Below are 25192 nucleotides of genomic sequence, written 5' to 3' on the forward strand. Positions count from 1 at the left end.
AATCGTGGCAGAACGGCCGCGCGGGCGTCAGGCGGGTCCGCGATTGGACACCGGGAGGTGACGCGCAGCACGGGATGGGAGGATCGCCGTCATGAGCAGCCGCGACCTCGACCGCGCCGGGATCACCGATCCCGAGATGCGGGCGTCGTACGAGCGCTGCCGCGAGCTCAACGCCCAGCACGGCAAGACCTACTACCTCGCCACGCTGCTGCTGCCGCCGGCGAAGCGCCCGTACGTCCACGCGCTCTACGGCTTCGCGCGGTACGCCGACGAGATCGTCGACGACCTCGCCTCGACGCTGTCGGACGAGCAGAAGGCCGACTGGCTGCGCTCGTGGGGCGAGCAGTTCTTCGCCGACCTGCGCCGGGGTGCCTCCGACGACCCGGTCTGCAAGGCCGTCGTCGACACCGTGCAGCGCTGGGACATCCCGGTCGAGCACTTCGAGGCGTTCCTGCACTCGATGACGATGGACCTCACCATCACCGAGTACGCGACGTACGACGACCTGTACGAGTACGTCTACGGCTCGGCCGCGGTGATCGGCCTGCAGATGGTGCCGATCCTCGAGCCGTCGGCGCCCGAGGCGTACGAGCGGGCCAAGGATCTCGGGGTCGCGTTCCAGCTCGCGAACTTCGTGCGCGACGTCGGCGAGGACCTCGACCGCGGCCGCGTCTACCTGCCGCTCGACGACCTCGCGCGCTTCGGCGTCACCCGCGCCGACCTCGAGAAGCGCATGCTGACGCCGTCGATCCGGTCGGCGCTGGAGTTCCAGATCGCGCGGGTGCGTGCGCTCGAGGAGGAGTCGCGCGCCGGCATCGCTCTGCTGCACCCGTCGTCGCAGCCCTGCATCGAGGCCGCCCGCATCCTCTACTGCGGCATCGTCGACGCCGTCGAGGAGATCGACTACGAGGTCTTCACCCGCCGGGCGACGGTGTCGCAGCGACGCCGCCTCGCGGTGGCGCTGCCCGCGTGGAACCAGGCGCGCCGCGCCCGCAGGAAGTACGGCGAGGGCCACCCGCACGGCCTGCACTCCCCCGCCTCCGCCTGACTCGATCGTCGGCGGCACGTCGCGCACGACTGCATGGCCGCCACGGACTTCAGGCTGTGTTCGCTTGCAGCGGAACGACTATCGGGGGTTCCACCCCTCCGAGGCAGCTGCACTGTCAGACCCCCTCGACATGATTCTCCTGTCGCGGAGGGAGGTGACCATGTCTGTCGATCTGACGACCGACCCGTTCGGTTCGGCGTACCCGTTCGAGCTGCCGGTGGACGAGTCGTGGTCGCCGTTCCCGACCGCGGACGACGTCGCGGTGCTGGCCGAGCTCGAGCGGCAGTTCCCTCCGGACCTGGATCGCCCGGTGCACCCCGACGACCTCGCGCCGTGGGATCGCGACGACGCCCTGCACTTCTGCGTCGAGGCCGGGTTGGAGCCGGTGGACTCGGCAGCGGCGTCCGAGATCGTCGCGGCGGCTGAGCGGCCGCAGGCGTGCGGTGCGTCGGATCTGGCGTTGCTGGAGGCCACGGACCCGGCGTCGTTGGACGACCCGCTCGCCCGGATCGCGTACGTGAAGGTGCTGAACCGGGTCGAGGCCGCCGTCGCAGCGCGCCGCTACGACGCGGTGCTGTCCCTGGTGCCGGTGCTCCCCCACGACCACGACTACCTCGAAGAGGCGCACTGGGAGGTGGAGCTCGCCCAGGCGTGCCGGTCCTCGTTCCGGGCAGCGCGGCAGATGATCGACGCCGCGCGCGCCAACCGGATGGTGTTCCCCGGCATGCAGGAGGCGCTGGCCGCCGGGCGGGTGTCGGACAAGCACGTGCGGGTCCTGCTCGAGCGCACCCGGGTCATCGCCGATGCCGCCACCCTGGTCTTGATCGGGGAGCAGGCCCTGCCCCTCGCGCTCACCCTGACCCCGCCCCGGTTCACCGACGCGTTGGAGCAGGTGATCCTGCGGTTCGACCCCGACGCCCCCGCCCGCCGCACGAAGGCCATCGAGAACCGCGACGTGTGGACCCGCCGGCTGCCCGACGGCATGGCCATGCTCGGCATCAAGACCGACGCCGCCACCGTCGCCGCCATGCACGACCGCATCCGCGCCGCCGCGAAGGACCTGCACGCCGCCCGCGGCGGCGCCGCTGCGGTGCGGGCCGGGGACACCGACGCCTCGATGCACGCCTGCGCCGCGGACGCCGCGGCCGCGATCATCCTGGGCACCACGGCCCAGGACGGGTCGGCCGTGTTCGACCCCGCCGCCCAGACCGTCGTGCACGTCCAGCTCGTCATCGACCTCGCCACCCTGCGCCACGAGGCCGACAACCCGGTCCTGCTCGACGGATGCCCCATCCCCGCCCGGATGGGCCGCGACATCGCCGCCCACGCCCGCGCGTTCCGGCGGATCGTCACCGACCCCGTCACCGGGCACCTGCTCGACTACGGCCGCGAGACCTACCTCCCCGCACCGCTGCGCGACCACGTCCTGCACCGCGACGGCGGCTGCCGCATCCCCGGCTGCGGATGCCGACGCATCACCGCCCTGCAGATGGACCACGCCCTGCGCTACCCCGACGGCCCGTCGGACCCCGCCAACACCGGCGCCCTGTCCACCCGCTGCCACCAGCTCAAGACCGCCGGCTACCTCCACCTCGAACACGGCCACGCCGACGGATCGGTCACCCTCATCACCCTCCTCGGCCAACGCATCCACATACCCCCACGCCCCTACACCGGCTGGCAACCACCACCCGACCCAGCCGACGACATCCCGCCGTTCTAGCCCTCCAGCAGCCGTCGATCCGCCGTGCCCGCACACCCGAGCACGGCGCATCGGCATGCCCCGGCACCGGCTGACGACCCGAGCTCGATCGGCACTTCGTCAGCGATCGCGCTCGCGGTCGAGCAGGTCGGGCGACCACAGGCGAGCCGTCGAGGCGCGTGCCACAGCTCATCGGGTACGCCCTGCGCGGGCTAGGACCGTCTCCGGAAACGGGGCAGCAGGAAGGGTGTGCGCTCCCGGTAGGCCCGGTACTCGTCGCCGAATCTCAGCACCATCTCGGCTTCCTCGATTCGCCTGACATAGACCAGCAGCGCGCAGGCGGCCAGCAGCACCAGCACCAACGCGCCGAAGGAGCCGAAGAGGACTGCGACACCGAGATACAGGCCCATGGCCCCTAGCACCATGGGATTGCGGCAGTACGTGTAGGGAGGCACCACGACGATCTGCTGCGTCGCCATGAGCGGCACAGGCGTACCCCGCCCGATGGTGAACAGTCCGTACATGGACCAGACGGCGAGTGACCAACCGAGAAGGATGAGGAGACACCCGACCAACACGTTGGACGGCGGGGAAAGGATTGACGGCCACTCCAGCCACGCGTCGAGCCACGCCCCGAACACGACGAAGATGCACGGCATCAGAAACAGGAACACCGGCGCGAGGAGCACGAGCGCGACGGCCCGTTGCCCGGGGCCGTACTCACGCCTCGCCTGCTTCAGGAAACGGTCCTTCATCCTCGGGAACCCCTTGCGTCCCGGCGAGTCCTCCCCTCCGGTCTGCTTCCGACGCTAGCCCGGATCAGGCGCCGTACGCCCATCGAGAGCAGCCGAACCATCCTTGCTGCCGGTTCTTTCTCGGTTGTGAGCGCCGAATCGTCGGAGCTGCGTCAAGCGCGGGGGTCGTCGGCCTGGCCGGGCATGGGGATGCGCGGCGGGCCGGAGTACGGCGTGCGCTGGACACCGCGGCGTCCGAGCCAGACCCACAGCACCTGGGTCAGCACGACGAGTGCGAACCCGAACATGAGGTCCTCGACCGGCGCGAACGCGATGCGGCCGTCGCCGAGGAACGGCGGCGGGCCGTCGACGGGTGTGGTCGAGCCGATGATCTGCTCGCCGTCGTACCGCACGACGCGCAGGCCGGTGAGGATGCCGTTCGTGACGAGCTGGAAGAACACGACGATGGCGTACGCCGCCCAGAAGGCACGACGCCGCAGCAGCCGCGTGCGGAACACGAACAGGTCGAGCAGCACGACCACGACGATGCCGAGCAGCGCGAGCTGGGTGTAGCTCATGCGTCGTCCCGCCGAACGCCGTCCACCACGGTGCCCGGGGGCTCGTCGCCGACCTCCCACCGCTTCACCGACCGCACGGCCTCGAGCGTGAGGAGCGCGGCGATCGGGATCACGACGAAGAACAGCAGCTCGTCGAGCGGGAGGTTGCCCGGCAGGATCACGCCGGTCGTCTGCTCGGGGTCGAACGTCCAGTGGCCCGAGGCGATCGCGTAGAGGTCCCAGACCACGAACACCGCGACGACCGGCAGCAGGGTGAGGAAGAGGCGGCGCCAACGGCGGTAGACGCGGGCGCGCAGCAGCACCTCGAGCCAGGCGGTGCCGACGACGACGAACAGCAGCACGCCGAGGTAGACGAACCGGCTCACGCGCCCGCCTGCTTCCCGTGGTCCCACGACACCACGCGCGTCACGTCGAGGCGCAGGGCACGCTGCTTGGGCGCGCGCTCGAGGTACGCCGCCTTCACGGAGTCGACGTGGGCGGGGTCGAGGCCCTCGTACTTCACCATCAGCCCGGCGAACACCTCGCAGATGCGGTCGACGTCGTCCACGAGCGCGACCGTGCCGGTGAGCTGGACGCCGCGGAGCTCGGAGTAGCGCTCGCCGTCCTCGACCAGGGCGGAGAACCGCGGGTCGCGCTCGAGGTTCACGATCTTCTGGCTCTTGGCGTACGTGCGCATCCAGACCACGCCGTCGTCGTCCACGACGTACCACATGGGCACGGGGTCGGGCGCTCCGTCGGGGCCGAGCGTGACGAGGACGAGGGTGCGCCCGGCGCGCAGGAACGCGTCCGCCTCGGCGTCGGTCAGCGCGATGGACGCGCGGCTGTTGGCCACGTCGACATCCTGCCTGCGCGCGCGTCCCGCCGCGACGCGGGACCGGTCGAACAGCACCCGCGGCGACCGGAATCCGGTCGCGCAGAGCGGGGATCGAGCACGGATCGCACCACGGGCGCCCGGCGCGCCAGCACGGAGCATCTCGGAACCGAACGTAGACTCGCCGACTGTGGAGACGTCTGCCGGAACGCGCTCGACCGACGCACTCGTCGGTCGGGTCATCGACGGGCGCTACCGGGTCGACGCACGGCTCGCCCGCGGCGGCATGGCCACGGTGTACGAGGCCCTCGACCTCCGGCTCGACCGCGTCGTCGCGCTCAAGGTGATGCACGCGAGCCTCGCCGACGACGCCACCTTCGTCTCCCGGTTCCAGCGCGAGGCGAAGTCGGCCGCGCGCCTGTCGGACCCGCACGTCGTCGCGGTCTACGACCAGGGCGAGGACGGCGACCTCGTCTACCTCGCGATGGAGTACGTCCCCGGGCGCACGGTGCGCGACGTGCTGCGCGAGCACGGCAAGCTCTCGGCCGAGCAGGCGCTCACGATCCTCGACCCGGTGCTGCAGGCCCTCGAGGCCGCGCACCGCGCCGGCTTCGTGCACCGCGACGTCAAGCCCGAGAACGTCCTGCTCACCGACGACGGCCGCGTGAAGGTCGCCGACTTCGGCCTCGCCCGCGCGATCTCCGCCGCGACGTCGAGCGCCGCCACCCAGGGCCTGCTCATCGGCACCGTCGCCTACCTCTCCCCCGAGCAGGTCGAGCGCGGCGTCGCCGACGCCCGCAGCGACGTCTACGGCGCCGGCATCCTGCTCTACGAGATGGTGACCGGCACGGTGCCGTTCGCCGGCGAGACCCCGCTCTCGGTGGCGTACCAGCACGTGAACGCCGCCGTGCCCGTGCCGTCGAGCATCCGCGCGGGCATCGCACCGGCGATCGACGCTCTCGTCGCGCGGAGCACCGCCCGCGACCCCGACAACCGGTACGCCGATGCGGCCGGGTTCCTGCAGGACGTCCGCGAGGCCAAGCGCGCGCTGCCCGTCCCCCGCCCGTTCGGCGTGGTCGACGACTCCGCGTCGGCCGCCACGCTGATCGTCCCCCTCGCCACGGACGCCCTCCCGGGCGAGTACGCGCCTGCCGGTGCGCAGGCGGCGTACCGCGGCGACACCCCGCCGCCGGACAAGCCCGCCAAGGCCAAGGGCCCGAAGCGCAAGCGGCGCAAGGGCCCGATCGCGCTCCTGATCGTGCTGCTGCTCGCCGCCGGCGTCGCCGGCGGCGCGTGGTACCTCGGCGTCGGCAAGACCGTGCAGGTGCCCACCGTCGCGGGCCTGACCGAGAAGCAGGCCCAGGCCAAGCTCGCCCCGCTCGGGCTCACCCTCGCCGTGGGCGACGAGGCGTTCAGCGAGACCGTCGCCGCCGGCGACATCATCGCGACCGATCCGGACGTCGGCACCGACGTCCGGGAGGGCAGCACCGTCACCGCCGTCGTGTCCAAGGGCCCGGAGCGGTACGAGGTGCCGCAGGTCGCGGGCATGTCGCTGACGGAGGCCACCGCCGCGATCGAGGACTCCTCGCTCGTCGTCGGCACGGTCACGAAGGACTGGTCCGAGAAGGTCAAGAAGGACCTCGTCATCTCCTCGTCGCCGAAGTCGACCACGTCGCTGAAGAAGGGCCAGGAGATCGACCTGGTCCTGTCCAAGGGCCCGGCACCGGTCAAGATCCCGAGCCTCTCGGGTCAGACCAAGGACGCCGCGACCTCGGCGCTGACGGGCGCCGGCCTCAAGGTGAAGTACGCCGAGGACTACAGCAAGAAGGTCGCCGAGGGCAGAGTGATCTCCTCGAACCCGAAGTCCGGCACCACGGTGCCCAAGGGCTCGACCGTCACGCTCGTCATCAGCAAGGGCCCGCCGCTGGTCGAGATGCCGGACCTGTTCCGCACCGACGAGCAGGAGGCCGTGAAGGCGCTCAAGGCGCTCGGCCTCAAGGTCACGGTCACCTACCCGATCGGCTTCACGCCGTTCGGACGCGTCGTCGAGCAGTCGGTGAAGGCCGGCACCCAGATCCCGTGGGGCACCACGGTCCAGATCAACGTCGTCTAGACCGCGCGTCTCACCTGCCGGAACCCTCGTCCAGCAGCCGGACACGCGTGTGTACCCTCGACCCGTGCGCATCTCGCGGAACGCGTTTTATGGCTACCGGCCCGGGGCTCCCCGGGTGGGTCGCCGTCGCACTGCCTGACGCGCACCACCCCGACACGAAGCCCCGCGCCGCACCGGCCGGGGCTTCTTCCGTCCCCGGCGGGCGGCACCCGAACGAGAGGCACGAACCCACATGGTCATCGTCATGGCGCCCGGCGCCACCGACGCGCAGATCGATGCCGTCATCACCCGCGTGACCACCGCGGGCGGCGAGGCGTTCGTCAGCCGCGGCGACACCCGCACGATCGTGGGTCTCGTCGGCGACGTCGACAAGTTCCACGGCCTCAACCTGCGCACGCTGCCCGGCGTCGCGGAGGTCGTGCGGATCTCGACTCCGTTCAAGCTCGTCAGCCGCCAGCACCACCCCGACATGTCGACCGTGTACGTCGGCGAGACGCGCGTGCCGATCGGCCCGGACACCTTCACCCTCATCGCCGGCCCGTGCGCGGTCGAGACGCCCGAGCAGACCCTCGAGGCCGCGCAGATGGCCCTCGCCGCCGGCGCCACGCTGCTGCGCGGCGGCGCGTTCAAGCCGCGCTCCTCGCCGTACGCGTTCCAGGGCCTCGGCGAGCGCGGCCTGCAGATCCTGGCCGACGTGCGCGCCGAGACCGGCCTGCCCGTGGTCACCGAGGTCGTCGACGTGGCCGACGTCGAGCTCGTCGCGTCGTACGCCGACATGCTGCAGATCGGCACGCGCAACGCCCAGAACTTCACGCTCCTGCAGGCGGTCGGCGACATCGGCAAGCCGGTGATGCTCAAGCGCGGCATGAGCTCCACGATCGAGGAGTGGCTCATGGCCGCGGAGTACATCGCTCAGCGCGGGAACCTCGACATCGTGCTGTGCGAGCGCGGCATCCGGACCTTCGAGAAGGCCACCCGCAACACCCTCGACATCGCGGCCGTGCCGGTGGCGCACGACCTGTCGCACCTGCCGATCGTCGTCGACCCGTCGCACTCGGGCGGCCGGCGCGACCTCGTCGTGCCCCTCTCGCGCGCCGCGATCGCCGTCGGTGCGGACGGCATCATCGTCGACGTGCACCCGCACCCGGAGAGCGCGCTCTGCGACGGGCCCCAGGCGCTCGTCGACAGCGACCTCCGCGCACTGGCCACCGCCGTCCGCCAGCTCGCGCCGCTCTCCGACCGCCGCCCCGCCGCGCCCCTCGGCCGCTGACCGGCGATCTGCCCCCGGATCCGTCGCTTCCCTCGGCGTTCTGTCGTGAAGTCACGACAGAACCGGGGGCAGATCCCCGGCGCTAGGCCGGGTCGTGGACGTGCGGCAGGAGGCGGTCGAGCCAGGCCGGCAGCCACCAGTTCCAGTCGCCGAGCAGCGTCATGGTCGACGGCACGAGCAGACCGCGCACGATGGTCGCGTCGACGGCCACAGCGGCCGCCATGCCCACGCCCATCATCTTGATGACCGGGTCGCTGCTCATCGTGAAGCTGAGGAAGACGCAGATCATGATGAGCGCCGCCGAGGTGATCACCCGACCGGTCTTGGCCATGCCGCTCGCCACCGAGGCGCGCCCGTCGCCGGTCGCCACCCACTCCTCGCGCACCGCGGTGAGCACGAAGACCTCGTAGTCGGTCGAGAGCCCGAACAGCACGGCGAACATCAGCAGCGGCACATAGCTCTCGATCGGCACCGGCGCCTCGAGCCCGAGGAGCCCCGCGCCCCAGCCCCAGGTGAAGACCGCGACGAGGATGCCGTACGCCGCCCCGACCGATAGCAGGTTCATGAGCGCCGCCTTGAGCGCCACGATCGGCGCGCGGAACGCCACGAGCAGCAGCAGCGTCGCCACGAGCACGACCGCCCCGACGACGAGCACCATGCGGCTGGAGATCCGGTCGGTGAGATCGCCCTTGCCCGCGGTGAACCCGCCCACGTGCGTCTCCGCTTCGGGCGCAGCGGCAGGCAGCACGTCGGAGCGCAGCGAGGCGACGAGGTCCTGCGTGGCCGGGTCGGACGGCGCGGTGGTCGGCTGAGCCGAGAGCCGCACCACGAGCCCGTCGTCCGACACCTGCGGCGGCGTCACCGCGGCAACGCCGTCGGCCCCCTGCACCGCCTTGGCGAGCGCAAGGGCGGCGGGGTCGGTGGGGCCCGACAGGGCCGAGGGGTACGTCGCCGTCACGAGCAACGGTCCGTTCGCGCCCGGCCCGAAGCCGTCCGAGAGCAGGTCGTACGACTGACGCTGCTCGGTCGAGGTGGGCCACGACCCGGCGTCGAGCTGCCCGAGGCGAAGGTCGAGCGCGGGCGCGGCGAGCAGGCCCAGCACGACCGTGCTGCCGAGCAGCACCGCCCACGGCCGACGGGCCACGCGGCGTGCGAGCCGCGCCCATCCGCCGGCCTCGCCGAGCGACTCAGGCTTGCGGGTCGCGAGCCGCGGGCCGAGCCACGCGAGCATCGCGGGCAGCAGCGTCACCGCGGCGACGCACGCCACCAGCACCGCGAGGCCCGACGCGATCGCCAGGCTCCGCATCAGCGGCATGCCGACCAGGGCGAGCCCGGACAGCGCCGCGATCACCGAGAACCCGGCGAACAGCACCGCGCGGCCGGCCGTCGCCGTGGTCGTCGTCGCGGCCCGCACCGGGTCCTGGCCGTCGACGAGGGCGCGTTGGAACCGGTTGAGACCGAACAGCGCGTAGTCGATGCCGACTCCGAGCCCGATCATCGAGGCGAGCGACGGCGCCACGGCCGGGATGTCGACGGCGTACCCGAGCAGGCCGAGCGCGAGGATCGACACGGCGAGGCCGACGATCGCGGTGCCGAGCGGCAGCAGCGCGGCTGCGACCGAGCCGAACGCGACGAGCAGGATCACGAGCGCCGCCACGAGTCCGATGAGCTCGGCGCGACGGTTGGTCTCACGGTCGAGCACGGCGGCGAGCTGGTCGGCGGGCGCCACCGAGATGCCTGCCTCGGCGACCGCATCGGTGACGCTCGAGGTCAGCTGCTCGGCCAGCGGGCGCGTGATGTCCTTGCCCGAGACGGTGAGCACCACCGAGATCGTGCCGATGGTGCCGTCGTCCGAGAGCTGCCCGTTCCTCGCCGTCGGGGCGGTCGCGCTCGCCACCTCGGGCAGCGTCTCGAGCGCCGTCACCGCATCGTCGAGAGCGGCCTTCTGCTCGGCGCCGGTGAGGGCGTCGGCCGTCACCACGATGCGCTGGGCCGGGTTGGGCGCGTCGGGGAACGCCGCGCGGGAGACGTCGATCGCCGCCTGGCTGTCGGCGCCGGGAATGGTGAGGTCGTCGGTGGTCGCGGGGCCGAACCGGCCGATGAGCAGGCCCAGCACGACCGCCAGCAGGAGCCACGCCGCGACCACGCGTCGCGGGTGCTGGGCGCACCGACGTCCGAGCCGCGCGGTCCAGCCGAGGGGCACATCGGTCGCGTGGGCGGCGGTGGGCACCCGCGCACCCTACGGGCGGGGGCACCCGGTCGCCCTACGGACGGTCGAGCAGGCCCTCGAGGGCGACGACCTCCGCGGCGAGCCGGTGCGACCGCTCGCTGCTGCCGTACACAGCCATGGCCGACCTGCGCTCGCTGATCTCGACGCGAACCAGCGCGGCGACGTCGTCGTCGGTCAGGACGCGCCGCTCCGCCTCGGCGGCGCCCACCCCGGCTGCCGCGCCCGCGACGTGCTCGGACTGCAGGGTCCCCGCGTCGCTGCCGGCGGGCAGAGGGACGGCCTCGGCGTTGCCGATCGCACCGAGGAGGCTGCGCAGCGCCGACACGGTGACGGCGTCGTGCGAACGGACGGCTTCGCTCAGCCAGGTGCGGGCGCGGTTCTCGATCGCCGTCGTGTGGTCGTTCACGGCCCGATCCTGTCAGGGATCGCCGTCAGTCGAAGAGGGTGCCCTCGTCGGCGGGTCGGGCCCCCTCGTGCGCGAGCAGCGCCGCCTTGACCCGCAGGCCGTAGGCGTAGCCGCCGAGGGTGCCGTCGGTGCGCAGGATGCGGTGGCAGGGGACGAACGGCGCGACCTTGTTGCGGGCACAGGCCTGGCCGGCGGCGCGGACGGCGGCCGGGCTGCCGGCGCGCTCGGCGAGGCCGGCGTAGGAATCGGTCTCCCCCGCCTTCACCCCGCGCAGCTCGTCCCACGCGCGCTGCAGGAACGGCCCTCCGGGCTGGCTCACGAGGACGTCGTCGAGCGCGTCGACGTCGCCGCCGGCGTACCGCTCGAGCGCGTCGACGGCCGCCTTCGTGGCGCCACCGCCGCGCGGCGCCGGGTGGTGGCCACGCGCCTGCTCGGCCTCGGTCAGGAACGCGAACGTCGCGTCGAGGCTCTTCCAGCCCGAGGCCACCACGGCGCCCGTGACCGGGTCGGCGACGACGACCACCGAGCCGCCCGGGAGGGCGACCTCGGCCGTCTCGTACGGCGGCAGCGTGTCGACGGTCATGACGGCTCCTTCACGGGGGCGGGGGCGAGCGAGGTCCAGAGGTGCTGGGCGGCGTACGAGCGCCACGGGCTCCAGGCCGAGACGTGGGCGCCGAGGGCACGGGCGGCCTCGGGCAGGCCGAGCGCGCCGGCGGCGTGCCGCAGGCCGAGGTCGGACGCCGGGAACGCGTCGGGGTCGGCCAGAGCGCGCAGCCGCACGTAGCCGGTGGTCCACGGGCCGGCCCCCGGGATCGCGAGCAGCGCGGCCTCGACCTCGTCGAGGTCGGGCGAGCCGAGCGCCACGCTGCCGTCGGCGACGGCGGCCGCGAGCGCCACCAGCGTGCGCGCCCGCGACCCGGGCATCCCGGTGATGGCAGCGGGGTCGAGCGCGGCGATCGCCGCCGGCCGCGGGAACGCGCGCAGGCCGCTCTCCCCCGCCACCTCGGTGCCGTGCGCGGCCACCAGCCGTGCGAGCAGCGTCCCGGCCGCCGCGACGGACACCTGCTGCCCGACGACAGCGCGGACGACGGTCTCCCACGGGTCGACCGTGGTGGGCACGCGCAGACCGGGGTGGGCGCCGACGAGCGGCGCCAGCGCGGGGTCCAGACCGAGCGCGGCGTCGACGGTCGCTGGGTCGGCGTCGAGGTCGAGCCACCGGCGTACCCGGCGCACGAGCGCCGCGGTGTCGCGCACGTCTGCCCCCGAGCGCACCACCACGTGGTCTCCGTGCACGGTCACCTCGGTGACCGCCGCACGGGTCGGCAGCGGTACCACGCGGCGGTGGGTCCAGCGTCGGCCCGGCACGTGCTCCTCGAGGCCCGCGACCGTCCGGGCGGCGAGGAACGCCCCGAGCGCGTCGGCGTCGTACGGCGGCCGCAGGCGCAGGCGCAGCACGAGGGCCGGGTCGGCCGACGGGATCCGCTCGGACGGCGTACGCCGCAGGCCCGACGGCGCGATGCCGAACTCCCGGCGCATCACGTCGTTGAACTGCCGGACGCTCGAGAAGCCGGACGCGAACGCGATCTCCGCGAGCGACAGGTCGGTCTGCTCGACGAGCAGCTTCGCGGTCTGCGCTCGACGGCTGACCGCCAGCTGCAGCGGGCCGGCGCCGACCTCGGCGACGAGGCTGCGGTGCAGGTGCCGCTCGCTCACGTGCAGCGTGCGGGCGAGCCCCGCGACGCCGCCGTCGTCGATGGCACCGTCGGCGATCAGCCGCAGCGCCCGGCCGACGAGGTCGCCGCGGTGGTCCCAGTGCCGCGACCCGGGTGCGGAGTCGGGCCGGCAGCGTCGGCAGGCGCGGAAGCCCGCGCTGACCGCCGCGGCCGGTGCGGCGAAGAAGCGGACGTTCTGCGCCTTCGGGGTCTGCGCCGGGCACACCGGTCGGCAGTACACGCCGGTGCTCGTGACGCCGAACCAGATGCGGCCGTCGAAGCGGCGATCACGCGCGGCGAGGGCGGCGTACGCGGCGTCGGGGTCGAGCCCCGCCGGGGCCAGGCCCGGCTGCTCGACGACCTGCACGCGGCTGCTCATGCGGATGATCCTGCCCCATGCCGTCGCCATACGACTGGCGGAAATCGGACCCCACCGCCGCACGCCCCCGTGCGGGAGGTCAGGGACGCGGACGGTCGAGCAGGAAGTCGGCGACGTCGAACGCGAGCTCGAGGCTCTGCACGCGGTTCAGCCGCGGGTCGCACGCGGTCTCGTAGCGGTCGCCGAGCTGGTCCTCGGTGACGCCCTCGGTGCCGCCGACGCACTCGGTGACGTCGTCGCCCGTGAGCTCGACGTGGATGCCGCCCGGGAACGTGCCGAGCTGCTTGTGCACCTCGAAGAAGCCGCGGACCTCGTCGGCGACGTCGTCGTACGACCGGGTCTTGTGGCCGGACGCCGCCTCGCGCGTGTTGCCGTGCATCGGGTCGCAGACCCAGACGACGGGGTGGCCGCTCGCGGTGACCTTCTCGACGATCGGGGGCAGCGCCTCGCGGATCGTGCCCGCGCCCATGCGGGTGATGAGCGTGAGGCGGCCGGGGACGCGCTCGGGGTTGAGCCGCTCGCAGAGCTCGACGGCGAACTCCGGCGTAGTGGTCGGGCCGAGCTTCACGCCGACCGGGTTGCTGATGCGCGCGGCGAAGTCGACGTGGGCGCCGTCGAGCTGACGGGTGCGCTCGCCGATCCACACGAAGTGGCCGGAGACGTCGTAGAGGTCGCCGGTGCGCGAGTCGATGCGCGTCATGGCCTTCTCGTAGTCGAGCACGAGCGCCTCGTGGCCGGCGTAGAACTCGACCCGCCTGAACTCCTCGGGGTCGGCGCCGCACGCCGCCATGAACGAGAGCGCGCGGTCGATCTCGCCCGCGACCTTCTCGTACCGGTCGCCCGCGGGCGTCTCGGCCACGAAGTCCTGGTTCCACGCGTGGACCTGCCGCAGGTCGGCGTACCCGCCCTGGGTGAACGCACGGACGAGGTTCAGCGTGGCCGAGGCGGTGTGATAGCTGCGGACGAGCCGCTGCGGGTCGGGCACGCGGCCGTCGACCTGGAAGGGCAGTGCGTTGACGCCGTCGCCGTAGTACGACGTCATCTCGACGCCGTCGCGCGACTCGACCGCCTTGCTGCGCGGCTTGAAGTACTGGCCGGCCATGCGGCCGACCTTGACGACCGGGAGCGAGGCGCCGTACGTCAGCACGATCGCCATCTGCAGGACGGTCTTGAGCTTGGCGCGGATGTCCTCGGCGGTCGCGGTGTCGAACGTCTCCGCGCAGTCGCCGCCCATGAGCACGAACGCCTCGCCGCGGGCGGCCTGGGCCAGTCGGCCGGTCAGGTTGTCGCACTCGCCCGCGAACACGAGCGGCGGCAGCGTGCGCAGCTGCGCCACGGCCGTGCCGAGGGCGTCGACGTCCGGCCACACGGGCTGCTGCGCCGCGGGCAGGTCCGGCCAGGAGATGTGGTCCACCATGCGTCCAGGGTAGTTGCGCGCCGCCGGCCCGCTGTACGGAGGCCTCGCCGTGGCGTCGATGAAGGCCGGGAGTGTTGCGCTCTTGGCGACGAAGGCCCCCTTCATCGCGGACGAAGGGGGCCGTTCGTGGTGTGCGTGCGGTGGCTCAGCCGAAGAACGGCCGGGCCTCCTCGTAGCGCTCGAGCGGGACGGTCTTGAGCTCGCCGGTCGCCTCGATGAAGGGGACGCGGACGATGTTCGTGCTCTGCAGCGCGACCATCTTGCCGAAGTCCTTGGCCGCGATCGCGTCGATGGCCGAGAGGCCGAAGCGGGTGGCGAGGACGCGGTCGAACGCGGTCGGCGTACCACCGCGCTGGATGTGCCCGAGCACGACGGCGCGGGCCTCCTTGCCGGTGCGCGCCTCGAGGCCCGAGGCCAGCCAGTCGCCGATGCCGGACAGGCGCACGTGCCCGAAGGCGTCGAGCGACTGGTCCTTGGTGACCATCTCGCCGTCCGCGGGCAGCGCGCCCTCGGACACCACGATGATCGGCGAGTAGTTGGTCTGGAAGCGGCTCTCGACCCAGCCGACCACCTCGTCGAGGTGGAACGGCACCTCGGGGATGAGGATGCCGTTCGCGCCGCCGGACATCCCCGCGTGCAGGGCGATCCAGCCGGCGTGACGGCCCATGACCTCGACGACGAGCACGCGGTGGTGCGACTCGGCCGTGGTGTGGAGGCGGTCGATGGCCTCGGACGCGATGTTCACGGCGGTGTCGAACCCGAACGTGTAGTCGGTCGCGTTGAGGTCGTTGTCGATCGTCTTCGGCACGCCGACGACCGGCACGCCGAGCTCGTCGAGCTTGGTCGCGACGCCGAGGGTGTCCTCGCCGCCGATGGCGATGAGGGCGTCGACGCCGGCCTGGTCCATGTTGGCCTTGATCCGATCGACACCCCCCTCGATCTTGATGGGGTTGGTGCGGCTCGAGCCGAGGATCGTGCCGCCGCGCGGCAGGATGCCGCGGACCTGCGGGATGCCGAGCGGCATGGTGAGGCCCTCGAGGGGGCCCTTCCAGCCGTCACGGAACCCGACGAACTCGAAGCCGTACTCGGTCACGCCCTTACGGACGGCCGCTCGGATGACTGCGTTGAGACCGGGGCAGTCGCCGCCACCGGTCAGCACACCGACGCGCATGGTTCTCCTCATGCGGTTGGGAACAGGGCTGGGAGGCATGACCGCACTGTCATCGCCTGACCTGACCTATCCAACCGCACCCATGGCAGCGTGTGCACGCTCCCCCTCGGACCGGTGGCGAGTCGCTCGACACACCGCGCTCGGGGCGCGCTCGCGCTACCGTGCGCGGACCAGGGCCGCGGGACGGCGGCCCGCGCCCCAGCCGGAGGTCCTCCCCCGTGAGCGTGCTCGCCCTCGACGCCGGAACGACCGGTGTCACCGCCCTCATCGTCTCGGCCGACGCGCAGATCGTCGCGCGGGGCTACTCCGAGTTCCCGCAGCACTTCCCCACCGAGGGGTGGGTCGAGCACGAGCCGCGCGAGATCTGGGAAGCGGCGCTCGTGGCCGTCCGGGCCGCGCTCGACGCGCTCGGGCCGGACGGCGACCAGCCGACCGCGGTCGGCATCACCAACCAGCGCGAGACCGCCGTCCTCTGGGACCGCGAGACCCTCGGCTCGCCGCGCCGCGCGATCGTCTGGCAGGACCGTCGTACGGCGGGGCTGTGCGACCAGCTGCGCGAGGACGGTCACGAGCCGCGCGTGGCCGCCCTCACCGGCCTGCGCCTGGACTCCTACTTCACCGCGACAAAGCTGGCCTGGATCGCGCTGAACGAGCCGCACGTGTGGGCGAGCGTGACCTCGGGGCGCACCGCGGTCGGCACGGTCGACTCCTACCTCGTCGCCCGGATGACCCGCGGCCTGCACCACGTCACCGACGCGTCGAACGCGTCGCGCACGCTGCTGTACGACATCCACGCCGGCGCCTGGAGCCAGGAGCTGTGCGACATCTTCCACGTGCCGATCGACGCGCTGCCGGAGGTCGTCCCGTCGTACGGCGTCATCGGGCGCACCGACCCGTCCACGTTCCTCGGCCTCGACCTCCCGATCGCCGGCATCGCGGGCGACCAGCAGGCCGCGCTCTTCGGCCAGGCCTGCTACGAGGTCGGCACCAGCAAGTGCACCTACGGCACGGGGTCGTTCGTGCTGGTCAACACCGGCGAGAGGCCCGTGGCGTCCTCCACCGGCCTGCTGACCACCGTGGCCTGGCAGCACCCCGACGGCCGGCTCGAGTACGCCCTCGAGGGCTCGGTCTTCGTCACGGGCGCCGCGATCCAGTGGCTCCGGGACGGGCTGGAGATCATCGCGAGCGCGTCCGAGACCGAGGCGCTCGCCCAGAGCGTGCCCGACTCGGGCGGCGTCGTCTTCGTCCCCGCCCTCACCGGCCTGGGCGCACCCGACTGGGACCCGCACGCCCGGGGCACGATCCTCGGCATCAGCCGCGGCACGACCCGCGCGCACATCGTCCGCGCGACCCTCGAGGCGATCGCGTGGGAGGTCCGCGACGTCGTCGATCTCATGGTCCGCGAGGGAGGGCTCGAGCTCGCCGTGCTCTCGGTCGACGGCGGCGCCTCGGCCAACGGCTTCCTCTGCCAGCTGCAGGCCGACGCCCTCCAGGCACCCGTGGCGCGCGCCGCGCAGCTCGAGACCACGGGGCTCGGCGCGGCGTTCCTCGCGGGCCTCGCGACCGGCGTGTGGGCGAGCCAGGAGGAGATCGCGCGGACGGTCAAGCACGACGCCCAGTTCGAGCCCGGGCCGCGCGACGACCGGGCGCACCGGCGCTGGCGCGTCGCGGTCGAGCGCAGCAAGTCCTGGGCCGTGCTCTAGTTCCCGGACTTGGTAGTGAGAACTCGCAGCAGAGCGCGAGAACTCACTACCGAATCGGGTCAGGCGGCGGACGAGGAGGCGCGGAGCGCGTCGGGGTCGGGCTGCTCCACCTCGAGCGCCGCGTCGGCCGACATCGTCTTGGCCTTGGCGGCGTACATGTCGACGTACTCCTGGCCCGAGAGCTGCATGAGCTCGTACATGATCTCGTCGGTCATCGAGCGGAGCACGAAGCGGTCGTTGGCCATGCCCTCGTAGCGCGAGAAGTCCAGCGGTGCGCCGATCGCGATCTTGACCCGCATGATCCTCGGGCGCACGCGCCCGGGCGGCTGGATGAGGTGCGTGTTGACCATCGCGCACGGGATGACGGGCACGCCGGCCTCGAGCGCCATCCGCGCGACACCGGTCTTGCCCCGGTAGAGACGGCCGTCGGGCGAGCGGGTGCCCTCGGGGTAGATGCCGAGCAGCGCACCGCCGTCGAGCACGCGCAGCCCGGTGCGCAGCGCAGCCTCCGACGCCTTGCCGCCCGAGCGGTCCACGGGCACCTGGCCGACGGCGGACATGAAGAGCTTGGTCAGCCAGCCCTTGAAGCCGGGCGTGTGGAAGTAGTCGCTCTTGGCCAGGAACGTGATCTTCCGCTTGCACACCATCGGAAGGAAGATCGAGTCGGAGAACGACAGGTGGTTGCCGGCGAGGATCGCCGCGCCGTCCTCGGGCAGGTGCTCGAGGCCCACGACCTGGGGGCGGAACAGGAGGCGGAGCAGCGGACCGATGAGGATGTACTTGCACACCCAGTAGAACACCGGCCGTCTCCTCCTCCCCGTCTCGATCGATCTGGGGCCGCGACCCGTGGGGCCCGCGTCCCTGCTGGTCAGGGCCGCGACGCCGACAGTACGGCGCTGACCTGCCCCCGAGCAACGCAACCCGGCGGTAGCGTCACCCTCGCACCCTCTCGAGCCGATCGCCGACGGCCCCGGCCGCCCCGTCCCCCAGGAGTCCCCCTGTGCCGCTGATCCCCGGAGCCGAGCCCCTCTCGCACGACGGCGGCCCCATCGGCGTGCTCGTGATCCACGGCTTCACCTCGTCGCCGAAGTCGATGCGCCCGTGGGCCGAGCACCTGGTCGAGGCAGGCTTCACGGTGGAGATGCCACGCCTCCCCGGCCACGGCACCACGTGGCAGGACATGTCCGTCACCCGCTGGGAGGACTGGTACGCCGAGGTCGACCGCGTGCTCACCTCGCTCCTGTCGCGCTGCGAGCAGGTCTTCGTCATGGGCCTGTCGATGGGCGGGTCCCTCGCCCTGCGTCTCGCGGAGCGCCGGGGCGCCGACATCGCAGGCATCGTGCTCGTGAACCCCGCGGTGCACACCGAGCGCAAGGAAGCCGTGCTGCTGCCTGTCCTGCGTCACCTCGTGAAGGCGTTCCCCGGCATCCGCAACGACATCAAGAAGCCCGGGGTCGACGAGGGCGCCTACGAGAAGATGCCGCTGCAGTGCTTCTACTCCCTGCAGAGCGCCTGGAAGGACATCCGGGCCGACATCCGCTCGGTCACCGTGCCGGTCGTGCTCCTGCGCTCGCGCGAGGACCACGTCGTCGAGCCCAGCAACGCCGCGTGGATCCTCGCCAACGTCGCGAGCACGGACGTCACCGAGGTGGTCCTCGAGAACAGCTATCACGTGGCCACGATCGACCACGACGCCGAGCTGATCTTCACGACGTCCGTGGACTTCGTGCACCGGGTCGCGGGCTCCGCCGCCCAGGCGTGACACTGGTCCCATGACGCCGACCGGTCGCGACAACGGGCTGCCCCGCGCCGCCCGCTACGACGCGCTCGTCGACGTCGACCCGCCGGTCGCCGACCACGTGCTCGAGCTCCTGCGCGACGCCGGTGTCACGGCGCTCGCCGAGCCGGTGGTGGGCGACGTCGGGACGGCATCGCGCGCCACGACCCCTCCGAAGCGGCCGACCGAGCGCGTCCACGTCGACCACGATCACCTGCTGCTCGCGCAGTCCGTGGTCGCGCGCGCCCTGCCGGCCCTGCGTGCCGACTTCCACGCCGACGCGGCACGCCGCGAGGACGCCGAGGACGCCCGCGCCGCGGCCGACGCCGAGCGCGACCGGCAGCGAGCCGACGAGCTCGGCGCAGACGAGGTCGACTCGCTCTTCGCCGGGATCGTCGCCGGGTGGGGCACCGCCACCAGCGACCCGGTGCCGCGCTGGTCGGTGCTCGAGGACGCCCCGGACGACGAGAAGGCCGACGAGGCGGGCGACCCGGCCCCGCGGCCCCCGCTCTCCTCGCGTCTTGCGCGCCGCTCCCCCGAGCCCGCCGAGCCCGCTCCCGCCGTGGACCCCTACGACGACAACGAGGGCCACTTCGTGCCGCCGCCTCCTCCGCCGCTGCCCGAGGCGGACCGCGTCACCCGCCTGGCCTGGGCGGCGCTGATCGGCGGACCGACGCTGATGATCCTTGCGGCTCTGTTCGGCATCGGTCTCGAGAGCTGGGTCAGCCTGCTCGCGATCATGAGCTTCCTCGGCGGGTTCGCGACCCTCGTGGCGCGCATGCACGACCGGCCGCGCAACGACGACGGCTGGGACGACGGCGCGGTCCTGTAGCGACGTCGATCGGCGATTCTCGCTACGCAGAGTGACTCCCCCGCACGCACGGTCGTGCCGGGGCTGAAAAGATCGCCCGAATGGCTGCACCCTGCAACGTGAGCTGGTGACGCAGCGTCCCTACTATGGCGAAGTACGTCGTAGCGCACGCTGCGCGGCGTCCGCGCCACCCCGCCGCCCGGCGGGACCACGACCGAAGGGGGCCTCATGAGGCGACTTGCTCCGACGCGCGCCCGACGTCGCTCCCTCGCGGGCGACGACTCCGGCGCAGCCGCCGTCGAGTTCGCGCTCGTCGTGCCCCTCCTGCTGCTCATCGTCTTCGGGATCATCAACTTCGGCGTGCTGTTCAGCCAGCAGGTCTCGATCAACAACGCCGTCCGCGAGGGCGCACGACGTGCTGTCGTCGGCGACCCGTCTGCGCCCCGCACCTGCGACGGCATCCTGGCGAGCGTGCGCAACGAGCTGTCGGGCCTCGCGCTCAACCCCGCCGACGTCCAGATCAAGGTCACCCAGGACTGGGGCACGGGCAGCGACTCCAACGGGTGCGGCAGCGCGTTCGTGCTGGCCAGCTTCGGGGCCAACGCGGGGAAGGTGCCCTGCAAGGGCAGCTACGACGCGACGACCAACACGGCGCGATCGCTGATCGTGGAGGCCAAGCTCGTCTCGACGATCCCGGTCTCGTTCCCGCCGTTCCCGACGACGATCACGCTCACCTCCAAGGCGGTGTACCGATGCGAGTTCTCGGTCTGACCCGGGCGACGGGCGAACGGGACGGCGACAGCGGAGCCGTCGCAGTCCTGGTCGCGATCCTCGCGACGGTGTTCCTCGTGATGGCGGCGTTCGCCGTCGACATCGCCAACGCCTATGCCAACGCACGGCAGCTCTCCGTCGCGGTCGACTCGGCCGCACTCTCCGCCGCGGCCAAGGTCGGCGGCGCCTTCCCCACCGGAACGCCGTGCACCCCGGCAGCTCTCACCGCGATCAACGCGACCCAGATCGCGCGCACCGAGGCCACGCGCATCAACGGTGACAACACCAAGGTGGGTGCCGACGAGGCCGTCGACACGGTCACCGTCTCCTGCGTCGGCACCACGGCCATCGACGTCACGATCACCAACAGCCGTACCGTCAAGACCGCGATCGCGGGCGTGATCGGCATCGGCTCGATGTCGCCCAACTCCTACGCCACGGCGCGCTTCCAGCGCATGCCCACCGGGGGCGGCCTTCGACCCTGGGCCATCTGCAACAACGTCGTGCAGGCCTCGTCGCAGAGCCTGAACACCACGTACTGGACCGGGCTGGACAACCAGGAGGTCGGCGTCTGCGGGACGACCGCACCGGGCAACTGGGGCGGCGTCGACTTCAACGGCGGCAACAACGCAGCCGGCGACCTCGCCGACTGGACCCTCAACGGCTACCCCGGCGTCGTCAACATCCCCGACCCGGTCCTGCCCGCCGACCCCGGCGTGAGCAACTCCAACGCGCTCGGCAACGCGTTCACCAGCCTCATCGGCCAGGTGGTCCTGCTCCCCAGCGTCAGCGGCTTCAACACCGGCGGCGGCAACAACGCCAGCTTCAACGCGGTGGGCGTCGCCTCGGTCAAGATCTGCGGGATCCTGTACGCCAACACCACGTACAACACCGACACGACCACGGGCGCCACCAGCACGTGCTGGGTCAATCCCGCCGGAACCACCCAGACCGTGCCGTTCGCGGCCACCGTCATCGGGTCGATGGCCAACAACGCCAACGTCATCACGAGCGCCACGGCGGTCTACGACGCGGCCTGGGTGGGGCTCTCGGTGTCCGTCCCCGGCGCAGGCAACGGCGGCAACGCCCTGACGGGCACGATCGTCTCGGTCGGCGCCGACCTGAAGTCGCTCACCCTGCGGAACGGTGACAAGGCCAAGGCTGCGGTCAACAACGTGTCGGTGGCGGTGAGCGGCAACCTCACGACCACCACGCCGGGCTTCGTGCCGCTCGGCAACGGCAACCAGCCGATCGACCACATCCAGTTCCAGTACGTGAACTACGTCAGCAGCTACAGCACGGGCACCACGGCCGCGCCCTGCACGCTCACGCGCGCGGACTGCGTCGGCACCGTCCAGCTCTGGCGCTGACCCGTACGACCCGAGCGGTGACGCCGCCCTCGACGACGGACTAGTCGTCGAGGGTGCGGGCGAGGTCGGCGGCGCCGACCACGCCGGCGTCGTTCCCGAGTTGCGCCATGACCACCGACGCCAGCGGGCGGTGCTTGCGTGCGACGAGGCTCGACTCGAACGCGGCCCGGGTGGGCAGCAGCAGCAGGTCGCCGGCCTCGGACACGCCGCCGCCGATCACGAACATGGCCGGGTCGAGCAGGGCCGCGACGTCGGCGAGCCCGGTACCGAGCCACCGGCCGATGTGGTCGAAGGCCTCGAGGGCCACCGGGTCGCCCTGCCGGGCGGCCGATGTCACGTGCTTGCCCTTCACGCCCTCCGGCGTCCCGTCCCCGAGCGAGAGGAGCAGGGACGCCCGGTCGCGCTGGTCGGCCGCGAGCTCGCGCGCCTCGCGCAGCAGGGCGTTGCCGCTCGCGTACTGCTCCCAGCAGCCCCGCTTGCCGCAGCCGCACAGGCGTCCGTCGGGCACGCGGCCGAGGTGGCCGAACTCCGCGGCCATGCCGTACGCCCCCCCGGACGAGGTGGTTGCGCAGGACGATGCCGCCGCCGATGCCCGTGCCGACCGTGACCATGACGAGCGAGTGCTCCGCGCGGCCCGCCCCGAAGCGGAACTCCCCCCAGGCCGCTGCGTTGGCATCGTTCTCCACCACCACGGGGAGGCCGCAGCCTGCGCTCACCTGTGCCGCGAGCGGCTCCTCGGCCCAGCTGAGGTTCGGGGCGAAGCGCACGATCTGACGCGTCTCGTCCACGAGCCCGGCCGCGCCGAGACCGACCGACTCCACGGCACCGAGCCCGCTCGTCGTGGCCAGCGCCGCGAGCTCGACGGCCACCTCGACGATCGCCTCCGCGATGGCCGACGTCGACCGCGCGGGAGTGTCGCGGCGCGCCCGGTGCAGGATCGTGCCGGCCTCGTCGACCAGGCCGCCGGCGATCTTGGTACCGCCGATGTCGACCCCGATGGTCAGGGACATGGCTCATTCCTCCCGAGCGGTCTGCGGGCGTGCTGGCGCTGCTGTGCCGGGCTCGTCGAGAGGGACTCGGCGGACCCTGCGGGACGTCGGCGCACCGTGCCCGGCGCCGTCGTCCCCGGCGTCATCGTGCCGTGCGTCCTCGTGCGGCTCCTCGCCGGGCCCGGCGTCGGACGCGTCCGTCGCCGTCGCCGCGGCCGGGGCCCTTCCTGCGGCGGCCTCGGACACGACGTGCTCGAAGGCCGCGACCGCTCCGTCCACCCACCGCGCCACGGTGTCGGGGTCGCCCTCGCGCAGCCGGGCGATGCCACGGCACACCGGGCAGGAGCAGGTGCGCCCGTCGTCGTCCACGGGGGCGAGGTGCGGCGCCGCGGTGCGGAGCCACTCCTGGGCCGCCGCCACCAGCCGGGCGGCCTCGGCCCCGGCGCGAGGGGCGTCGTCGCTCATGCGGTGCCTCCGAGGGTCGACGACCACTGGTCGGCATCGGGCCGGAACCGCACCCGCAGCACGCTGCCCTGGTCGGTGAGGTCGAGCGAGGCGCCGTCGAGCTCGCAGCGCTGCAGCAGCGGCGGAAGCGTCACCACCCGCCGGTGCGGGCCGAGGTCGACGACGAGGTCCCCCTCCTCGGTGACGGACAGGTCGACGTCGTCGATGCGGGCACCGGGCATCGGGAGGTCGAAGCGCCAGAGGTCGTCGTCGCTCACCAGGCCCGCGACGGCTCGGACCGCGCCGAGGTCGAGCGGGTCGGAGCCGGAGAGCACGACGTCGGCGACGGCCAGCAGCGCCTCGACCCCGACCGGCTCGGCCTCGGTGTACGGCGCGTGCCGCACCGGCAGCGCCGCGAACCGGTCGCGGGCCGCGAGCAGGGCGTCGCGGTGACGCTCGACGAGCGCCGGGGGCCAGGCCGGGCCCGAGGCGACGCGGTTGACCACGACGCTCTCGACGTGGTGGCCGAGGAGCGCGAGGGTGGTGCGCGCCCGGGCGGTCTCGGCGAGGACGACCTTCTCGGGCGTCGTCACGAGGCGCACCGCGGCCTCGGGACCGGTGAGGAGCTCGCGCACGGCCATGAGCCTCGCGGCGAGGTCGTCGAGGGCGTCGAGGGCCGCGGCCGTCTCGGGCGCGAAGCCCTGACCGGTCAGCAGGCGCACGATGCGGTTCTCGACCGGGAGCCCGCGGCGCACCAGCCGGTCGAGCGCCTCGGGCAGCGCGAGGAGCCGCAGGGTCTCGGCGGTCGGTGCGCAGTCGACCACGACGGCGTCGTACGACGGGGCGTGCGCAGCGACGTCGAGCAGGGCGAGCACGTCCTCGATGCCCGGGACGGTCGCGATCTCCTCCGCGACCAGCGGGTCGACGCCGGCGCCGGCCAGCAGGCCGCCGACGACGCGGCGCACCGCGGTCCACGACTCGTCGACCCGGGCGCGCGCGTCGATCTGCAGGACGTCCAGCTGGCCGGGGGCTCCCGGCACCGGCGCCGGCACGCCGGCCGCACGCCAGTCGCGCACCTGCGCCGGGCCGGCCACGAGACCGAGGGCATCGGCGAGGGAGTGCGCGGGATCGGTGCTCACCACCAGGGTGCGGCGCCCGGCACGGGCTGCCGCGAGCGCCGTCGCGGCGGCGACGGTCGTCTTGCCGACACCGCCCTTGCCTGCGACCAGGAGTACGCGCACGGCACGAACCTACCCGGTCCGGCGCGGGTCCCTCGCGGGACCGCCGCGTCAGCCCGAGCCCTCGACCCGCTCCTTGAGGCCGCGCAGCGCGGTGTCGACGATGACCTTCTCGGCCTTGCGCTTGATCATCCCGATCATCGGGATGCTCACGTCGACCGAGAGCTTGTAGACGACGGTGGTGGTGCCGTCGCCGTTGCCGGTCAGCTCGTAGACGCCGTCGAGGGCCTTGAGCATCTGCCCGGTGGTGAGCGCCCAGGCGACTGACGAGTCGTCGTCGGCCCAGTCGTACTCCAGCTCGTAGGTGTCCTTGATCGCTCCCGCGTCCACCACGAAGCGCGCGTCGGCGGGACGTCCGTCCTCGTACTCGGTGAGCACGGTCACGGACTTCACGCCGTCGCTCCACTCGGGGTACTTCCTGAGGTCCGCGATCACGGCCATGACGGCGGCGGGGGCGGCGGCGATGACGATGCTCGACTCGGTGCGGTCAGCCATGGCGCGGACCTTACCCCGCGCGG

General features: G+C 72.7%; 23 protein-coding genes and 1 pseudogene. 9 read left to right on the forward strand and 15 right to left on the reverse strand.

Translation table 11 applies throughout. The features are described from left to right. The first annotated feature begins 91 nt into the window (after positions 1–91). Positions 92–1048, forward strand: coding sequence for a phytoene/squalene synthase family protein (locus tag ACFQGU_RS12815; RefSeq protein ID WP_386767253.1), 957 nt, complete (start codon positions 92–94; stop codon positions 1046–1048). 160 nt (positions 1049–1208) lie between these two features. Continuing rightward, positions 1209–2771 carry a DUF222 domain-containing protein gene (locus ACFQGU_RS12820; RefSeq protein WP_386767255.1) on the forward strand — a complete coding sequence of 521 codons (1563 nt, stop codon included), beginning with the start codon at positions 1209–1211 and terminating at the stop codon, positions 2769–2771. A 191-nt stretch (positions 2772–2962) separates the two neighbouring features. Here ACFQGU_RS12820 and ACFQGU_RS12825 read toward each other — a convergent pair whose 3' ends face one another. The 4 genes from ACFQGU_RS12825 to ACFQGU_RS12840 all read right to left on the reverse strand — a co-directional run bounded on the left by ACFQGU_RS12825 (position 2963) and on the right by ACFQGU_RS12840 (position 4894). After that, complete coding sequence (locus tag ACFQGU_RS12825) at positions 2963–3505, reverse strand: methyltransferase family protein (RefSeq protein WP_386767257.1); 543 nt, start codon at positions 3503–3505, stop codon at positions 2963–2965. Between the two features lie 152 nt (positions 3506–3657). Next, positions 3658–4062 (reverse strand): lycopene cyclase domain-containing protein, encoded by a 405-nt coding sequence (locus ACFQGU_RS12830; protein ID WP_386767259.1) that lies wholly within the window; start codon positions 4060–4062, stop codon positions 3658–3660. Then, on the reverse strand, positions 4059–4427 hold the full coding sequence (locus tag ACFQGU_RS12835; protein ID WP_386767261.1) for a lycopene cyclase domain-containing protein: 369 nt from the start codon (positions 4425–4427) through the stop codon (positions 4059–4061). Before ACFQGU_RS12835 ends, ACFQGU_RS12830 begins: the two co-directional genes overlap by 4 nt. Next, entirely contained in the window at positions 4424–4894 is a 471-nt protein-coding gene (locus ACFQGU_RS12840) for a pyridoxamine 5'-phosphate oxidase family protein (RefSeq protein WP_386767263.1), read from the reverse strand. The genes ACFQGU_RS12835 and ACFQGU_RS12840 overlap by 4 nt, the downstream gene beginning before the upstream one ends. A gap of 169 nt (positions 4895–5063) precedes the next feature. Between ACFQGU_RS12840 and pknB the strand changes: the two genes are divergently transcribed. Continuing rightward, positions 5064–6986 carry a Stk1 family PASTA domain-containing Ser/Thr kinase gene (gene pknB, locus ACFQGU_RS12845; RefSeq protein WP_386767265.1) on the forward strand — a complete coding sequence of 641 codons (1923 nt, stop codon included), beginning with the start codon at positions 5064–5066 and terminating at the stop codon, positions 6984–6986. A gap of 232 nt (positions 6987–7218) precedes the next feature. Next, positions 7219–8256 carry a 3-deoxy-7-phosphoheptulonate synthase gene (aroF, locus tag ACFQGU_RS12850; RefSeq protein WP_386767267.1) on the forward strand — a complete coding sequence of 346 codons (1038 nt, stop codon included), beginning with the start codon at positions 7219–7221 and terminating at the stop codon, positions 8254–8256. Between the two features lie 82 nt (positions 8257–8338). Here aroF and ACFQGU_RS12855 read toward each other — a convergent pair whose 3' ends face one another. The 6 genes from ACFQGU_RS12855 to ACFQGU_RS12880 all read right to left on the reverse strand — a co-directional run bounded on the left by ACFQGU_RS12855 (position 8339) and on the right by ACFQGU_RS12880 (position 15571). After that, complete coding sequence (locus tag ACFQGU_RS12855; RefSeq protein ID WP_386767269.1) at positions 8339–10486, reverse strand: MMPL family transporter; 2148 nt, start codon at positions 10484–10486, stop codon at positions 8339–8341. Between the two features lie 34 nt (positions 10487–10520). Next, positions 10521–10892: a hypothetical protein gene (locus ACFQGU_RS12860; RefSeq protein ID WP_386767271.1), complete on the reverse strand. Its 372-nt coding sequence runs from the start codon at positions 10890–10892 to the stop codon at positions 10521–10523. A 25-nt stretch (positions 10893–10917) separates the two neighbouring features. Continuing rightward, positions 10918–11475 carry a methylated-DNA--[protein]-cysteine S-methyltransferase gene (locus ACFQGU_RS12865; protein ID WP_386767273.1) on the reverse strand — a complete coding sequence of 186 codons (558 nt, stop codon included), beginning with the start codon at positions 11473–11475 and terminating at the stop codon, positions 10918–10920. Next, positions 11472–12983: a DNA-3-methyladenine glycosylase 2 family protein gene (locus ACFQGU_RS12870; RefSeq protein ID WP_386767275.1), complete on the reverse strand. Its 1512-nt coding sequence runs from the start codon at positions 12981–12983 to the stop codon at positions 11472–11474. Before ACFQGU_RS12870 ends, ACFQGU_RS12865 begins: the two co-directional genes overlap by 4 nt. A 79-nt stretch (positions 12984–13062) precedes the next feature. Next, positions 13063–14400, reverse strand: coding sequence for a class II 3-deoxy-7-phosphoheptulonate synthase (locus tag ACFQGU_RS12875; RefSeq protein ID WP_386767277.1), 1338 nt, complete (start codon positions 14398–14400; stop codon positions 13063–13065). A gap of 145 nt (positions 14401–14545) precedes the next feature. Further along, positions 14546–15571 (reverse strand): 6-phosphofructokinase, encoded by a 1026-nt coding sequence (locus tag ACFQGU_RS12880; RefSeq protein WP_386767279.1) that lies wholly within the window; start codon positions 15569–15571, stop codon positions 14546–14548. Between the two features lie 218 nt (positions 15572–15789). On the opposite strand from ACFQGU_RS12880, the gene glpK reads away from it, so the two are divergent. Then, positions 15790–17274, forward strand: coding sequence for a glycerol kinase GlpK (glpK, locus tag ACFQGU_RS12885; RefSeq protein ID WP_386767281.1), 1485 nt, complete (start codon positions 15790–15792; stop codon positions 17272–17274). A gap of 59 nt (positions 17275–17333) precedes the next feature. On the opposite strand, the gene ACFQGU_RS12890 is transcribed toward glpK, so the two are convergent. After that, entirely contained in the window at positions 17334–18074 is a 741-nt protein-coding gene (locus tag ACFQGU_RS12890; RefSeq protein ID WP_386767283.1) for a lysophospholipid acyltransferase family protein, read from the reverse strand. 200 nt (positions 18075–18274) lie between these two features. On the opposite strand from ACFQGU_RS12890, the gene ACFQGU_RS12895 reads away from it, so the two are divergent. From ACFQGU_RS12895 to ACFQGU_RS12910, 4 genes are all read left to right on the forward strand, one after another. Beyond that, a complete protein-coding gene (locus ACFQGU_RS12895; RefSeq protein ID WP_386767285.1) occupies positions 18275–19036 on the forward strand; it encodes an alpha/beta hydrolase in 762 nt (253 codons plus the stop codon). Positions 19037–19046: 10 nt separating this feature from the next. Further along, positions 19047–19883 (forward strand): hypothetical protein, encoded by an 837-nt coding sequence (locus ACFQGU_RS12900; RefSeq protein ID WP_386767287.1) that lies wholly within the window; start codon positions 19047–19049, stop codon positions 19881–19883. 207 nt (positions 19884–20090) lie between these two features. Further along, entirely contained in the window at positions 20091–20633 is a 543-nt protein-coding gene (locus ACFQGU_RS12905; protein ID WP_386767289.1) for a TadE/TadG family type IV pilus assembly protein, read from the forward strand. Beyond that, positions 20615–22003 (forward strand): TadE/TadG family type IV pilus assembly protein, encoded by a 1389-nt coding sequence (locus ACFQGU_RS12910; protein ID WP_386767291.1) that lies wholly within the window; start codon positions 20615–20617, stop codon positions 22001–22003. Before ACFQGU_RS12905 ends, ACFQGU_RS12910 begins: the two co-directional genes overlap by 19 nt. A 40-nt stretch (positions 22004–22043) precedes the next feature. Here ACFQGU_RS12910 and ACFQGU_RS12915 read toward each other — a convergent pair. The 4 genes and pseudogenes from ACFQGU_RS12915 to ACFQGU_RS12930 all read right to left on the reverse strand — a co-directional run bounded on the left by ACFQGU_RS12915 (position 22044) and on the right by ACFQGU_RS12930 (position 25169). After that, positions 22044–23013 (reverse strand): annotated as a pseudogene (locus ACFQGU_RS12915) (ROK family glucokinase). 3 nt (positions 23014–23016) lie between these two features. Further along, positions 23017–23457, reverse strand: a complete 441-nt coding sequence (locus ACFQGU_RS12920; RefSeq protein WP_386767293.1) for a hypothetical protein — start codon at positions 23455–23457, stop codon at positions 23017–23019. Continuing rightward, on the reverse strand, positions 23454–24677 hold the full coding sequence (locus ACFQGU_RS12925) for an ArsA family ATPase (protein ID WP_386767295.1): 1224 nt from the start codon (positions 24675–24677) through the stop codon (positions 23454–23456). Before ACFQGU_RS12925 ends, ACFQGU_RS12920 begins: the two co-directional genes overlap by 4 nt. 48 nt (positions 24678–24725) lie before the next feature. Beyond that, positions 24726–25169, reverse strand: coding sequence for an SRPBCC family protein (locus ACFQGU_RS12930; RefSeq protein WP_386767297.1), 444 nt, complete (start codon positions 25167–25169; stop codon positions 24726–24728). Positions 25170–25192 lie beyond the last annotated feature (23 nt).

It is taken from the genome of Longivirga aurantiaca, from assembly GCF_042660085.1.
Classification (GTDB): domain Bacteria; phylum Actinomycetota; class Actinomycetes; order S36-B12; family CAIYMF01; genus Longivirga; species Longivirga aurantiaca.